Genomic DNA, 14190 nt, shown 5'->3' with positions numbered 1-14190 from the left:
GCGGTGCGGACGCGAGGCCGCTGGGGAAGGCGAACCTCGTCCCACACTGGAGGTCCCGGTGACGACACGTGGAGTCCTGTACGTTCACTCCGCACCGCGCGCGCTCTGCCCACATGTCGAATGGGCGGTGGCGGGTGTCCTTGGTGTGCGGGTCCAGCTCGACTGGACCAGACAGCCGGCCTCGCCCGGCACCTGGCGGTCCGAGTTCTCCTGGCAGGCCCGGCCGGGCACGGCGTCGAAGCTGGCCTCCGCGCTGCGCGGCTGGGATCTGCTGCGCTTCGAGGTGACGGCCGAGCCGTCGCCGACCGCGGAGGGCGAGCGCTACAGCTCCACGCCTGAGCTGGGCATCTTCCACGCGGTCACCGGTATGCACGGCGACATCCTGATCCCCGAGGACCGGCTCAGGGCGGCTCTGGCCCGCTCGGTGAGTGGTGAGTCCGACCTCGAAGCGGAGATCGCCAGACTTCTGGGCAAGCCGTGGGACGACGAGCTGGAGTCTTTCCGCCACGCGGGCGAGGGCGCCCCGGTCCGCTGGCTCCACCAGGTGGTGTAACCCCGGGCCCGACCGGGGCTCCGCCCCGCGCCCCGCGCCTCAATCGCCGGCGGGGCTTGGTTCGGTGCTGAGGCCAAATCAAGCCCCTTGGGGGTCCCCCCGGACGGAGTCTGGGGGAGTTTGAGGAGCGGGGGTGCGGGGGCGGAGCCCCCGAAAAGGTCCGCGCCAAGCGTGAAGCCCGCCTCCCCCTCACGGGGGAAAGACGGGCTTCACGCGTACAAGCGGGAAAAGGTCACACGCTACGGAACGCCAGCACCACGTTGTGCCCGCCGAACCCGAACGAGTTGTTGATCGCCGCGACCGGCCCCTCCGGCAGCGGCCGGGGCGCGTCGCGCACGATGTCCGCCTCGACCGCGTCGTCGAGGTTCTCGATGTTGATGGTCGGCGGAGCCATCCGGTGGTGCAGCGCAAGAACCGTCGCCACGGTCTCGATGCCACCCGCGCCACCGAGCAGGTGACCGGTCATCGACTTCGTTGCGGAGATCGCGACATGGTCCAGGTCGTCGCCCAGGATCTTGCGCAGAGCCTTCAGCTCCGCGACATCGCCCTGCGGCGTGGACGTGGCGTGCGCGTTGAGGTGCACGACCTCGGACGGCTTGAGGTCCGTCTGGTCCAGCAGGTTCTGCATCGCGGCGGCGATACCGCGGCCGGTCGGCTCGGGCTGGGCGATGTGGTGGGCGTCGGCGGACAGCCCCTGGCCCAGCACCTCGCAGTAGACCTTGGCGCCGCGCGCGGCGGCGTGCTCCGCGGACTCCAGGACCACGACACCGGCACCCTCGCCGAGGACGAAGCCGTCCCGGGCGGTGTCGTACGGACGCGAGGCCTTCTCGGGCTCGTCGTTGCTCTTGGACATCGCCATCATGTTGGCGAACGCGGCGATCGGCAGCGGGTGGATCGCCGCCTCGGTGCCACCGGCGAGGACCACATCGGCACGGCCGGTGCGGATCATCTCGACGGCGTAACCGATGGCCTCGGCGCCCGACGCGCAGGCGGAGACCGGGGTGTGGACGCCCGCCTGGGCGTTCACCTCGATACCGACGTTGGCAGCCGGGCCGTTGGGCATGAGCATGGGCACGGTGTGCGGGGAGACGCGGCGTACGCCCTTCTCCTTCAGCACGTCGTACTGGTCGAGCAGGGTGATCACGCCGCCGATACCGGAGGCGATGACCGAACCCAGCCGCTCGGGCTGGATCTTCTCGTCCTCACCGGCCTTGCCGGTGAAGCCCGCGTCCGCCCACGCCTCACGGGCCGCGATCAGCGCGAACTGCGCCGATCGGTCCAGCTTGCGGGCGAGCGGACGGGGCAGGACCTCGCCCGGGTCGACGGCCGCGAGGGCCGCGATCCGGACAGGCAGTTCGGCGAATCGTTCGCCCTCGAGAGGCTTGACGCCGGAACGGCCGGCCATCAGACCTTCCCAGGTCGATGCGGAATCGCCACCCAGCGGAGTGGTTGCGCCGATACCGGTGACGACCACGGTGCGATTGGTCGAGTTCACTGGAAAATCTTCTCCACGTGTAGAGGGTCGTGAATCAGCGGCGCCACCGCCGGGTGGCGACACACGAACCGGCTGGATCAGGCCTGGTGCTTGAGGATGTAGTCAGCGGCGTCGCCGACCGTCTTGAGGTTCTTGACGTCCTCGTCCGGGATCTTGACCTCGAAGCGCTCCTCGGCGGCGACGACGACCTCGACCATGGACAGCGAGTCGACATCCAGGTCGTCGGTGAAGGACTTGTCCAGCTGGACGTCCTCGGCCGGGATACCGGCGATCTCGTTGACGATCTCGGCGAGACCCTCGAGGATCTCTTCCTGCGTGGCGGCCATGTTGGCGCTCCTTCGGTGTATATCTGCTGGGTTCGGGCGTCCGGGCGAAAAGACCCGGTGTGCCTAGGGGAGGGTAACGACCGTCGCGGCGTAGACGAGACCCGCCCCGAAGCCGATGACGAGCGCGGTGTCGCCGCTCTTCGCCTGACCGGTCGCCAGAAGCCGCTCCATTGCGAGCGGAATCGAGGCGGCGGAGGTGTTGCCGGTGGTCTCCACGTCACGGGCGACCGTGACGTGCTCCGGCAGCTTCAGGGTCTTCACCATCGAGTCGATGATCCGCATGTTGGCCTGGTGCGGAATGAAGACGTCCAGGTCTTCCGGAGCGATCCCGGCCGCGTCCAGCGCCTGCTGGGCGACCTTGGCCATCTCGAAGACGGCCCAGCGGAACACCGCCTGGCCCTCCTGCGTGATGGCCGGGAACTTCTCCGGACGGTCGGCGTGGAAGGTGTCCCACGCCACGGTCTGCTTGATCGTGTCCGCCTTGTCGCCCTCGGAGCCCCAGACCGTCGGGCCTATGGCGGGCACCTTGGACGGGCCGACGATGACGGCGCCGGCTCCGTCGCCGAACAGGAACGCCGTCGCGCGGTCGTTCAGGTCGGTGAGGTCGCTCAGCCGCTCGACGCCGATCACGAGGACGTACTGGGCCGAGCCCTCGACGATCATGCCCTTGGCGAGCGTCAGACCGTAGCCGAAGCCCGCGCAGCCGGCCGAGATGTCGAAGGCGGCGGGCTTGCCCGCGCCGATCCGGTGGGCGATCTCGGTGGCGATGGCCGGGGTCTGCTTGAAGTGCGAGACGGTGGAGACGATGACCGCGCCGATCTGCGACGGGGTGATCCCGGCATCGGCGATGGCCTTGCCGGACGCCTCGATGGACATCGCGGCCACGGTCTCCTCCTCGGAGGCCCAGTGGCGGGTGGCGATGCCGGACCGGGAGCGGATCCACTCGTCGGACGAGTCGATCGTCTCGAGGATCACCTCGTTGGGCACGACCCGGGTCGGGCGGTAGCCGCCGACACCCATGATCCGTGCGTACGGGGCGCCCTGGCTGGGCTTGATCTTCGACATGCTCTCGGGCTCCTTAGGCGCCCGCGTGCTCAGCGATGAGCGCGCGGGCCGCGTCGAGGTCGTCGGGGGTCTTGAGCGCGAGCGTCTTCACGCCGGGCAGCGCGCGCTTGGCGAGACCGGTGAGCGTGCCGCCGGGGCAGGCCTCGATCAGCGCGGTGACGCCCAGTTCCCTGAAGGTCTCCATGCACAGGTCCCAGCGGACCGGGTTGGCGACCTGGCCGACCAGCCGGGCGATGACCTCCGCACCGGTGGCGACGGCCTTACCGTCGGCATTCGAGACATATGTCACGGCCGGGTCGGAGACCGTCAGGGCCGCGGCGGCCTCGCGGAGCCGCTCGACCGCGGGGGCCATGTGGCGCGTGTGGAACGCGCCGGCGACCTTCAGGGGCACCACACGGCGCACCCCCTCCGGCTTGTTCTCGGTGAGCTCGGCGATCTGCGCGGCGGTACCGGCGGCGACGATCTGACCGGCCCCGTTGACGTTCGCCGGAGTCAGACCGAGCTTCTCCAGATGCGGGATGGTGACCTCGGGGTCCCCACCGAGCAGCGCGGCCATACCGGTCTCGGTCACCGCGGCGGCCTCGGCCATGGCGAGCCCACGGGTGCGTACGAGACGGAGGGCGGCCTCGTCGCCGATGACACCGGCGAGGGCGGCTGCGGTGATTTCACCAACGCTGTGACCTGCGACGACGCTCGGTGAAGCATCGAGTGCGGTGGCGGACAGCAGACCGGCGGCGACCAGCAGCGGCTGAGCCACCGCGGTGTCGCGGATCTCGTCCGCGTCAGCCTTGGTGCCGTAGTGGGCAAGGTCGAGCCCGATGGCGTCGGACCAGGCCGCGATGCGGTCGGTGGCACCGGGGAGGTCGAGCCAGGGAGTCAGGAAGCCGGGCGTCTGAGCGCCTTGGCCGGGAGCGACGAGTACGAGCACCCTCACACTCTCTCTTGTGAACGGTCCGGAACACCCGTGGGGACAGGGACGAAGAACCGTATGGGGAATTGTTGAAGTTCGACAAAAGTCTAGGACTGGCGATCCCGGTCGGCCAGCCGCCCCAGGATCAGGGCGATCCGCAGCGTGAACGCCGAACGCACATCGGAGGGCGACCATCCGGTGACGTCTGTCACACGTCGGAGCCGGTAGCGCACGGTGTTGGGGTGGACGAAGAGCATCCTGGCGGCCCCTTCGAGGCTGCTCGCCTGTTCCAGATACACACTCAGCGTTTCCAGGAGGGCAGAACCCGCTTCTTCGAGCGGTCTGTAGATCTCCTCCACCAACTGATCCCGCGCGGCAGGGTCACCCGCCATCGCGCGCTCCGGCAGCAGATCGTCCGCCAGGACCGGTCGGGGCGCGTCCTGCCAGGCGCTGCACGCCTTGAGCCCGGCGGCGGCGGCCTGGGCGGACCGGGTGGCCGCCAGCAGGTCGGGCACCACGGGCCCGGCGACGACCGGTCCCGCCGCGTACGGGCCGATCAGCGCCTTCGCCACCTGGAGCGGATTGTCGCTGCCGCCCGCGATGACGACCAGGCGGTTTCCGAGCACACCGGTCAGGACCTGGAGCTTGGCGTGCCGTGCGGCGCGCCTGATCGCTTCCACGGTCAGCTCGCTGTCGCCGTCCGGGGCCGTGCCGAGCAGCACGCAGACATGCTCGGGGGAGTTCCAGCCGAGCGCGGCGGCCCGGGACACGGCGCCCTCGTCGGCCTCCCCGGACAGCACCGCGTTCACCACGAGCGATTCGAGCCGGGCGTCCCAGGCGCCCCGGGCCTCGGCGGCCTGGGCGTACACCTGGGCGGTCGCGAAGGCGATCTCCCGCGCGTAGACCAGCAGCGCCTCGCGCAGGACCGATTCGTCGCCGGGTGCGGCGACTTCGTCGATCGCGGCCTCCATGACCTCGATGGTCGTCCGCACCATCTCGACGGTCTGCCGCAGCGTGATCGCCCGGGTCAGCTCGCGCGGAGCCGTACCGAAGACATCGGTCGAGATGGCCTGCGGGGTCTCCGGATGCCGGAACCACTCGGTGAAGGCCGCGATACCGGCCTGGGCGACCAGGCCGATCCAGGACCGGTTCTCCGGTGGCATGGCCCGGTACCACGGCAGTGACTCGTCCATGCGGGCAATCGCGTTCGCGGCCAGCCGGCCGGAGGACTGCTCCAGCCGTTTCAGGGTCGCGGCATGGAGGTGGGCGTCGTTCGCGGCGGACTGCTCAGGATCGGGTCGGGGCACGGACACAAGACTGCCTTATCCGGACGTCCGCCCGGAGGGGTGGGGCGGTCCGCGGGTCGTACCGCCGGGTAGCCGCCCGTGACCAGGGTCCGCCTCCGGCCGCGCGGGCTACCGTGGGGAGGTGATTTCCGTATGTCGCTCGGGCGACCGTTTCAGGGGCGGGGACGAGGCGGCCGGCATCGAGTCCCGGCACTCCTTCTCGTTCGGCACCTCCTACGATCCGGACAATCTGCGCTTCGGCCCGGTCCTGGCGTGCAACGAGGAACGCCTGGCTCCCGGTGCGGGCTTCGACGAGCACCCGCACAGCCACACCGAGATCGTGACCTGGGTGGTGGAGGGGGAGCTGACCCACCGCGATTCCACCGGTCACGCCACGGTCGTACGGGCCGGGGACGTCCAGCACCTCAGTGCGGCGGGCGGTGTCCGGCATGTCGAACGCAACGACGGGGAGCGTCCGCTGACGTTCCTTCAGATGTGGCTCGCACCGCTGGAGCCGGGCGGCGAGCCCTCGTACACGACCGTCCCCGGGATCGCCGACTCCACCCCGTACGCCCTCCCTGAAGCGGGCGCGATGCTCCATGTGCGCCGGCTGGGGGAGGGGGAGCGCACAGCGGTGCCGGACGCGCCGCGGGTGTACGTGCATGTGGTGGCCGGAGAGGTGCGGATCGGCGACGAGGAGCTGGTACCGGGCGACTCGGCGCGGATCACCGCCGAGGAGGGCCTTGAGCTGGTCGGGGGCGCGGGACCCGCCGAGGCGCTGATCTGGGAACTGCCGGACTGACGTCCTACCGCCCAGCCTCCCGCCGCCACATCGGCCACATCGGCGGCCCGGTCCGGAACGCCATCTCCTCGCGCGCGGCGAACCCGTGCCGCTCGTAGAACGTCAGGTTGCGGCGGTTGCTCGACTCCAGGAACACCGGACGCCCGTCCGCGTCCGCCTGCTCCAGCAGCCCGCCCAGCACCTGCGAACCGCGCCCCGTGCCGCGCGCGTCGGCGTGGGTGCCGATGTACTCCACGTACCAGTGCGCGGGGCCTGCCGGATGGCGGTGTTCCAGTGCGAGCAACCGCATACCGATCCGGGGAAGTTGGACCCGTCCGGCCCGTAGCAGCGTGCCCGCGTTGCGCAGCAGGTAGCTCACCGGCAGCTTCCACTGTCCGGGCTCCGTCCACACCGCCGCCACGGTGCGGTCCCGGTCGGTCCAAACCCGGCCGGCCGGGACCTGCTGCCCTAGGTGCGCGGTGAACAGGAGCCGCAGCTTCCGGTCGCGGTCGCGCGGCATCAGCCAGGACCAGACGGGGTCCTCGGCGTAGGCATTGGCGAGCACGGCGGCGAGTGCCGGGACGTCGGAGGCGGCGGCACGCACTATGTCGGTCATGGCCGGGGACAGTATCGGCCATTTGTGATCTCCGACTACCGGGATGGCAGGGGGCTGTTGGAATGTTGCCCGGTGACACCCCCACCCGGTGGAGCGGCGAGAGATCATCTGCCGGTGTCTCAGGAGTACGGCCACGGTTCGCCCGCCGTTCGCCCCGGCGGCCTAGTTTTCGCAGGCACGCGCCGACGTTCCCTTCCTGAACCACTCTCCCCCAGAGGTTCCTTGATGACTCTCCTCACCACCGAGAACGCAGAAGCCGCCGAACACCTGGTGAGACCCGCCGGTGAATCCGGCATCACCCGGCGCCGGATGCTCCAGACCGCCGCCGGCGGCCTCGGCGCGCTGGCGGCCGGCCCGGTCGCCGAAGCGATCGGCGGGGCGCAGGCCAGTGCGGCCGAATACGTTCTGCCCAAGGGCTTCAACGGCGACATCTCCGATCTGAAGCATGTGGTGATCCTGATGCAGGAGAACCGCTCCTTCGACCACTACCTCGGGCAGTTGCGCGGCGTACGCGGGCACCACGACAAGCAGGTCCTGAGGTTCCAGGACGGCACCGACGTCTTCCAGCAGCGCGACGCCACCGGCGCCATCGTGACGCCCGCCCCCTCGACCGCCACCTGGAGCGACAACCACAACTTCTACGGTGCCGACGACGGGCGGTGGGACACCTGGGTGAAGGACAAGGGCGACCACTGCATGTGGTACTACACGCCCGACTACATGCCGTGGATGTACTCGCTCGCCTCCCAGTACACCGTCTGCGACATGAGCTTCTGTTCGCTGCACGGGCCGACCATCCCGAACCGCTACTACCTGATGACCGGTTCGGGCGGCGGGGAGGTCACCAACGCCGGGCAGAACGACTACAGCCGCAGCTGGACCACGGTCCCCGAGCAGCTCCAGCAGGCCGGCATCGACTGGCGGGTCTACTCCGACAACAGCGGCAACGGCGTCGCCGGCAGCCTCCAGAGCGGCTATGTCGGCGAGTACGGCTGCAACGTCACCAACAGCTTCAAGTCCTTCGACCCCCGCACGGCGGCCGAGGCCGACCTCGAACCGGGCACCGGCAAGATCTGGAAGGCCAACTCCTTCGTCTACGAGGGCGCCACCACGCCGAACGACGACTCCGAGGCGAACCTCGACGCAGTGCTCCGCGACCTGATCGCGGCCTGCGAGCCTGGGGCGGAGCACCCGCTTCCCGAGGTCTCCTGGGTGGTGATGCCCGCCGCGTGGAGCGAGCACCCGGGCTTCGACACCGTCCACGGCGAGCGCTACATGAACAAGGTCCTCAAGACGCTCCAGGGCAACGAGGACATCTGGAACCACACCCTGGTGATCATCACCTACGACGAGAACGACGGAAAGTTCGACCATGTACTGCCCCCGCGCCCGGAGGCGGGCACGGCCGGTGAGTTCTCGGGCACCACTCCGTACGGGTTCGGTCCCCGGGTGCCGATGCTGCTGGTCTCGCCGTGGACACGAGGCGGCTACGTCGCGTCGGAGGTGTTCGACCACACCTCGACGGTGAAGTTCCTGGAGACCTGGGCCTCTTACCTGGGCAAGCCGTTCACCTGCCCGAACATCACCGAGTGGCGCCGCTCCATCGCCGGCGACCTGACCAGCGCGATCGACTTCGCGCACCCCCGGCCGGGCCGGGTCCACATCGCCGACCCGGTCACCGGGAACCCGCCGAAGCCGTCGTCGCACCGGATGAAGCCGCGCGGCCTCCCCTTCCACCCGCACGCCACCCTCACCGAGGACCGGTCCGCCGGCACGGTGACCGCGTCCATGACGCTGGCCGGCGGCCCTGCGGGCAAGGCGGTGAGTCTTCAGGTCTTCCCCGACCGGTACCTCGCCTTCGACAACACCCCGTACACGGTGACCGCGGCGGCCCCTCGTACGTACACCTGGGATGCGACGAAGACCGACGGCCAGTACGCCTTCTCCGTCTACGGCCCCGACGGCTTCCTGCGCTCCTTCGCCGGACAGCTGGTCCCCGAGCACGAGAGCACGAAGCACATCGGCATCCCGCGCGTCGAGGCGGAGCTGGTCGGGGGCCGGCACGCCGGGGTCAGGCTGAGGCTGCACAACGACGGCAGACAGCCCGTCCGTTACACGCTGAAGGCCAACGACTACCTCGGCGGCACCCGGAGGTACACCGTCCGCGGCGGCTCCTCCACCGTCGTGCACTGGCCCACCGAGCACGGCTACTACGACGTGGTTCTCACCGCCGCCGACACCGGGACCGGCTGGACCCAGCGGTACGCGGGCCGCGTGTCGACGGTCTGAGGAGAGGGAACGGGCCCGGGGCGGCCACCGGCCGCCCCGGTCACGCCGCCAGCTCGGCCAGCACCGCGTCCGTGAACGGCGTCCAGACCTCGGCGGCCCAAGGGCCGAAGGCCCGGTCGGTCAGCGCCACACAGGCCGCGCCCGCCACCGGGTCGATCCACAGGAAGGTGCCCGACTGCCCGAAGTGACCGAACGTGGCGGGGGAGGAGGAGTCGCCGGTCCAGTGCGGCGACTTGTGGTCCCGGATCTCGAAGCCGAGGCCCCAGTCGTTGGGGTTCTGGTGGCCGTAGCCCGGCAGCACGCCCTTCAGCCCGGGGTGGACGACGCTCTGCGCGGCGAGCACCGTGCGCGGGTCGAGCAGGCGCGGGGCCTGGACCTCTGCCGCGAACCGCACCAGGTCGTCCACCGTGGAGACGCCGTCGCGGGCGGGGGAGCCGTCCAGTGCGGTCCCGGCCATCCCCAGGGGTTCCAGGACCGCCTGTCGGACGTATTCCGGGAACGGGATGTCGGTGGCCTTGGCGATATGGTCGCCGAGTACCTCGAAGCCGGCGTTGGAGTACAGCCGCCGGGTGCCGGGCGGGGCCGTCACCCGGTGCTCGTCGAAGGCGAGGCCGCTGGTGTGGGCGAGCAGATGCCGGACCGTGGAGCCCTCGGGCCCCGCCGGTTCGTCGAGCTCGACCGCACCCTCCTCGTACGCGACCAGCGCCGCATAGGCGGCCAGCGGCTTGGTGACGGAGGCGAGCGGGAAGCGGTGCGCGGTCGGACCGTGCCTGCCGAGGACGGTCCCGTCCGCTCGTACGACGGCTGCGGCCGCGGTGGGGACGGGCCAGTTCTCGATCAACGCCAGGCTCTGCATGCGTACGAGGGTAGGTTCTGCCCGACGTCCGCAGAAACCCGCACCCGGATACGCTTGCTTCGAGTGCACTCCAAGGTTCTAGCGTGGAGGTCATGACGGTGATCGAGGCGACTTCGACGCGGACCGATATCTGCGTACCGCCCCCCAAGGCGCATCCGCGCCCCGAGGGGCAGGACCAGTACACGATCAGCGAGGTGGCCGCGTTCACCGGGCTCACCGCACACACCCTGCGCTGGTACGAGCGAATCGGGCTGATGTCGCACGTCGACCGGTCGCACACAGGCCAGCGCCGCTTCACCAACCGTGACCTGGACTGGCTGGTCTTCGTCGGCAAGCTGCGGCTGACCGGGATGCCGGTCGCCCACATGGTCCGGTACGCGGAGCTGCTGCGTGCGGGCGAGCACACCTTCGAGGAACGGCAGGAACTGCTGGAGGCGACCCGCCGCGACGTGAGAACGCGGATTGCGGAACTCCAGGACACCCTCGCCGTCCTCGACTACAAGATCGACTTTTATGCGAGCGCCCGGCGGGCGCCGGAGAGGTCCAGTACCTGATGACTGACAACAAGATCGCCACCGTGGGGCTCGGCAGCAAGGGCTGGCCGCAGATCGGTCTCCAGGGGCTCGGCTGCATGGGGATGAGCGAGTTCTACGGCGACACCGACGAGGCTTCGGCACGCGAAACCCTGGAGACGGCCCTCGCCGCGGGCGTCACGCTCTTCGACACCGCTGACATCTACGGCAGCGGCGCCAACGAGACGTTCATCGCGCCCTTCGTCGGCGCGCACCGGGACGAGATCACCCTCGCCACGAAGTTCGCCATCGAGCGGAGGGACGACGACCCGCACTACCGGGGCATCCGCAACGACCCCGCGTACATCCGGCAGGCCGTCGAGAACAGCCTGCGCCGGCTGAACACCGACGTCATCGACCTGTACTACATGCACCGCCGCGACCCGGCCGTCCCGCTGGCCGAGTCCGTCGGCGCGATGGCCGAGCTGGTGCGGCAGGGCAAGGTCAAGCAGCTCGGGCTGAGCGAGGTGACCGGTGCGGAGCTGCGCGAGGCACACGCGGTGCACCCGATCGCCGCCCTCCAGTCCGAGTGGTCGCTGTTCAGCCGTGACGTCGAGCGCAGCGCGGTGCCCGCCGCCGTGGAGCTCGGAGTGACCCTCGTGCCGTACTCGCCGCTCGGCCGGGGCTTCTTGACCGGGGCGTTCGCGGACGCGGGCAAGGACCTGGCGAAGAACGACTTCCGGCAGTTCCAGCCACGCTTCACCGGCGACAACGCGAAGACGAACGCCGCGCTGCTGGAGCCGGTCCACACGATCGCCGCCGCACACGGGGCGAGTGCCGCACAGGTGGCGCTGGCCTGGGTGCATCAGCGCGCCCAGGTGCACGGCCTGACCGTGGTGCCGATCCCGGGCACCCGTAAGAGCAGCCGTCTGCTGGAGAACGTGGGCGCCACCCGGATCACGCTGACGGCCGACGAGCTGGCGACGCTGGAGCCCATCGCGGGCCAGGTGGCGGGGGACCGCTACCCGGACATGAGCTCGACGGCCACGGTCCGCGAGTAGGAAGCGGTCCGCTCTCGCCGGACGGGCGAAATCCACCCCGTCCGGCGATCGAGGGCCGGAGCCCCGGGACTCCGCCCCGTTCACGCCAGCCCCAGCGCGAACACCGCGAACCCCGCCGCGAGCACCCCCGCGAGCGCGCGGCGGGCGTTCGCGGCGCGCGTCCCCGCCTTCCACGGCGCCTCGAACACCCGCGTGTACCGCGCGATCAGCGCCAGCAGCCCGGCGAACACCGGCATCCACGCGATCCGGGCCAGGACCCAGCCGACCGTGTCCGGGCCGTTCGTCAGCCCCGGAACCGTACCGGCGAACGACGCCGGAACCGCCGCGGCCAGCATCGCCGTCTGGTGCCAGCACAGGATCGTCATCGCCGACAGGTTGATCACGACGACCGGCGCCCACACCAGCGGCCTGCGCAGCAGTCGTCCGATCCGCCCCCGCAGCAGGATCGCCGCACCGCTCTGCGCGGCGGCCAGCGCGAGGACCAGCAGCGACGGCGGATGCGAGTTGGTGCGCGCCTCGCCCGGCACCCCGACCATCGACGCCGGGTAGTGGAAGAGGAGCAGCAGCGCGGCGAACAGCACACCACCGCCGACGAGCAGCGCGGCGGCGCCCCGCTTCCCGATCCGGCCGAGGCCCCAGGAGACGCCGAGCTGGTACGCGAAGAGCCAGCCCGGCAGGATGTTCAGCAGGCTCAGCCAGGACGGCATGACGTCGGAGAGCGGCCCGTAGCGCAGCAGGTCGACGACGGCGACCGCGCCGAGCAGCGGCGCGGCGGCCCAGCCGCCGAATCTCTTCGCCATGCGCATGCAGTACGGCGTCAGCGCGGTGACCACCGCGTACACGCCGACGAACCAGAGCGGCTGGATCACCAGCGTCGACCCCGTCCGCAGCGTGTCCCCCGGCACACCGAGTGAGTGCAGCGCCGGGATCAGCACCGCCCAGACGGCGGTCACGCCGAGGACCGGCCTGCCCAGGCGCGCCATCCGGCCGCGCAGCCAGGCCCCCGTCGTGGACTTCTTCCGGCGGTACGAGAGCACCGAGGCGTACCCGCCGACCAGGAAGAACACGCCCAGCATCTGGAGCACCCAGCTGGCCGGGGCGAGGCCGCCGAAGGCGGAGAGCGGGCTCGCGTTGTGCAGGGCGCCGCCGCCGTCGAGGCGGAACCCGCCGAGCAGCCAGTGCCCGGTCGGCACGGCGAGCAGGGCGAGGGCGCGCAGCCCGTCGACGGCACGGTCGCGGTGGGCGGGGGTACGGGCGTCGATGCGGGACGCGAGGGCGTGCAGGCTCATCGGGCGTCCCCTTCCGCGTACGTGCCGTCCGCGATGGCGGCGAAGGCGTGCAGGGACTCGGTGCCGGGGGCGAAGTAGCCGGTGTGCCCGTGGGCGTCGTCGGCGGGCACCCGGTGGGCGCCGAACTCCCGGGAGGCCGGGTCGGCGCCGTGGCCCAGACCGGCGAACTCGACGTTCGGTACGTCGTCGATCCAGTCGCTGGTGTCCTTGGCGGCCCACACCCGCGCGTCGGTGTGCAGGTCGCGCACGGTGTCGGCGCGCATCCCGGGCGATCCGAGTACGACCAGGTCGGTGGCGCGCAGCCGGGACGCGGCGAGGCCGCAGACGACGGAGCCGTAGCTGTGGCAGAACACGGCGGGCGTGGGCACCCCGTCGGCGGCCAGGCCGTCGCCGAACCGGGTCAGCCGGTCGGCCCCGGCCTCGGCGAGCGAGCCGGTCGCGGCGTCCATGCCGACGCCGACGGGGGTGGTGTACCCGGCCCAGGCGATGACGGCGCTGCCCCGACCGGTCTGCGAGTAGAGGGACTTGGCCATGCCGGCCGGGGTGCCGTACACATCGTTCCCGCGGTCGAAGGTCCCGGCATCGATGTCGGAACCCGGCACCACGACGGACACCTGCCGCGCGGTCCTCAAGTCACCGAACACCTCGGCCACTTGACCGCGTCCGCGCGGGTCGAACGCCAGGATCTGTCGGTGGTCGTCCGCCGCGAGGTGGGCGTACCGGGGGTCGTGACTGTCCTTCAGTGACAGGGCGTTGGCCCGGTAGCGGAGTTCGAGGGGCACACCGTCGAGGTTTCCCACGACGAGCGGATGCCGGGTGACCAGCGACTGCTGGTCCTCCTCGCTCAACCCCTCGAAGAATCGGGCTACTTGGGCTGGTGTGTCCCGCGCCGGATCGGGCAGCTCCCGCCCCAGCGCGTGGTCCGACCGCCAGGCGGCGGTGCCCGGCGGAGGGCCCGTCACGGCCTGCTGGGCATTCCCCGACGCCCAGCCGGCGGTCCCCGAAACGACGGTGACCGCCAGGGCGACCGCGACCAAGGTCCTCGCATAGCGGCGCATCCGAACCTCCCTCTCCGGCTGAGCCGGCTCCGGCACGCCGTTCGGCGCGATGGAGAGGAAGGTAGGATGGGGGTGGGGGCGGGGGCGTCACAC

At 70.8% G+C, this 14190-nt stretch carries 14 protein-coding genes; 5 read left to right on the top strand and 9 right to left on the bottom strand.

Going from position 1 to position 14190, the window contains the following annotated elements; translation table 11 throughout:
- Positions 1-58 precede the first annotated feature (58 nt).
- A complete protein-coding gene (locus tag ACFVW8_RS28350) occupies positions 59-553 on the top strand; it encodes a DUF3145 domain-containing protein (protein ID WP_389694842.1) in 495 nt (164 codons plus the stop codon).
- Between the two features lie 232 nt (positions 554-785).
- On the opposite strand, the gene fabF is transcribed toward ACFVW8_RS28350, so the two are convergent.
- From fabF to ACFVW8_RS28325, 5 genes are all read right to left on the bottom strand, one after another.
- A complete protein-coding gene (fabF, locus tag ACFVW8_RS28345) occupies positions 786-2048 on the bottom strand; it encodes a beta-ketoacyl-ACP synthase II (RefSeq protein ID WP_389694840.1) in 1263 nt (420 codons plus the stop codon).
- Between the two features lie 77 nt (positions 2049-2125).
- Positions 2126-2374 carry an acyl carrier protein gene (locus tag ACFVW8_RS28340; protein ID WP_311312600.1) on the bottom strand — a complete coding sequence of 83 codons (249 nt, stop codon included), beginning with the start codon at positions 2372-2374 and terminating at the stop codon, positions 2126-2128.
- A 63-nt stretch (positions 2375-2437) separates the two neighbouring features.
- Positions 2438-3439: a ketoacyl-ACP synthase III gene (locus tag ACFVW8_RS28335; RefSeq protein WP_389694837.1), complete on the bottom strand. Its 1002-nt coding sequence runs from the start codon at positions 3437-3439 to the stop codon at positions 2438-2440.
- A gap of 13 nt (positions 3440-3452) precedes the next feature.
- Positions 3453-4367 (bottom strand): ACP S-malonyltransferase, encoded by a 915-nt coding sequence (locus ACFVW8_RS28330; protein ID WP_389694835.1) that lies wholly within the window; start codon positions 4365-4367, stop codon positions 3453-3455.
- Between the two features lie 89 nt (positions 4368-4456).
- A complete protein-coding gene (locus ACFVW8_RS28325; protein ID WP_389694833.1) occupies positions 4457-5656 on the bottom strand; it encodes a PucR family transcriptional regulator in 1200 nt (399 codons plus the stop codon).
- 121 nt (positions 5657-5777) lie between these two features.
- On the opposite strand from ACFVW8_RS28325, the gene ACFVW8_RS28320 reads away from it, so the two are divergent.
- The gene (locus ACFVW8_RS28320) at positions 5778-6437 is read left to right on the top strand and encodes a pirin family protein (RefSeq protein ID WP_389694831.1); all 660 of its coding nucleotides are present in this window, start codon (positions 5778-5780) and stop codon (positions 6435-6437) included.
- A 4-nt stretch (positions 6438-6441) separates the two neighbouring features.
- On the opposite strand, the gene ACFVW8_RS28315 is transcribed toward ACFVW8_RS28320, so the two are convergent.
- Positions 6442-7032: a GNAT family N-acetyltransferase gene (locus ACFVW8_RS28315; protein ID WP_389694829.1), complete on the bottom strand. Its 591-nt coding sequence runs from the start codon at positions 7030-7032 to the stop codon at positions 6442-6444.
- Positions 7033-7257: 225 nt separating this feature from the next.
- Between ACFVW8_RS28315 and ACFVW8_RS28310 the strand changes: the two genes are divergently transcribed.
- A complete protein-coding gene (locus ACFVW8_RS28310) occupies positions 7258-9321 on the top strand; it encodes an alkaline phosphatase family protein (protein WP_389694827.1) in 2064 nt (687 codons plus the stop codon).
- Between the two features lie 40 nt (positions 9322-9361).
- Here the strand turns inward: ACFVW8_RS28310 and ACFVW8_RS28305 are convergent, their stop codons facing one another.
- Positions 9362-10177, bottom strand: coding sequence for a serine hydrolase domain-containing protein (locus ACFVW8_RS28305; RefSeq protein WP_389694825.1), 816 nt, complete (start codon positions 10175-10177; stop codon positions 9362-9364).
- 92 nt (positions 10178-10269) lie between these two features.
- Between ACFVW8_RS28305 and ACFVW8_RS28300 the strand changes: the two genes are divergently transcribed.
- Positions 10270-10731 carry a MerR family transcriptional regulator gene (locus ACFVW8_RS28300; RefSeq protein ID WP_389694823.1) on the top strand — a complete coding sequence of 154 codons (462 nt, stop codon included), beginning with the start codon at positions 10270-10272 and terminating at the stop codon, positions 10729-10731.
- Complete coding sequence (locus ACFVW8_RS28295) at positions 10731-11750, top strand: aldo/keto reductase (protein WP_389694821.1); 1020 nt, start codon at positions 10731-10733, stop codon at positions 11748-11750. The genes ACFVW8_RS28300 and ACFVW8_RS28295 overlap by 1 nt, the downstream gene beginning before the upstream one ends.
- A gap of 80 nt (positions 11751-11830) precedes the next feature.
- On the opposite strand, the gene ACFVW8_RS28290 is transcribed toward ACFVW8_RS28295, so the two are convergent.
- Both ACFVW8_RS28290 and ACFVW8_RS28285 read right to left on the bottom strand, forming a co-directional pair.
- Positions 11831-13039, bottom strand: coding sequence for an acyltransferase (locus ACFVW8_RS28290; protein WP_389694819.1), 1209 nt, complete (start codon positions 13037-13039; stop codon positions 11831-11833).
- Positions 13036-14097 (bottom strand): alpha/beta hydrolase, encoded by a 1062-nt coding sequence (locus ACFVW8_RS28285; protein ID WP_389694817.1) that lies wholly within the window; start codon positions 14095-14097, stop codon positions 13036-13038. Before ACFVW8_RS28285 ends, ACFVW8_RS28290 begins: the two co-directional genes overlap by 4 nt.
- Between the last annotated feature and the right edge of the window lie 93 nt (positions 14098-14190).

This window comes from Streptomyces sp. NPDC058221 (assembly GCF_042882365.1).
Lineage (GTDB): Bacteria > Actinomycetota > Actinomycetes > Streptomycetales > Streptomycetaceae > Streptomyces.
Note: the sequence above shows the minus strand (reverse complement) of the source record. Positions and strands in the feature narration are given on the sequence as shown.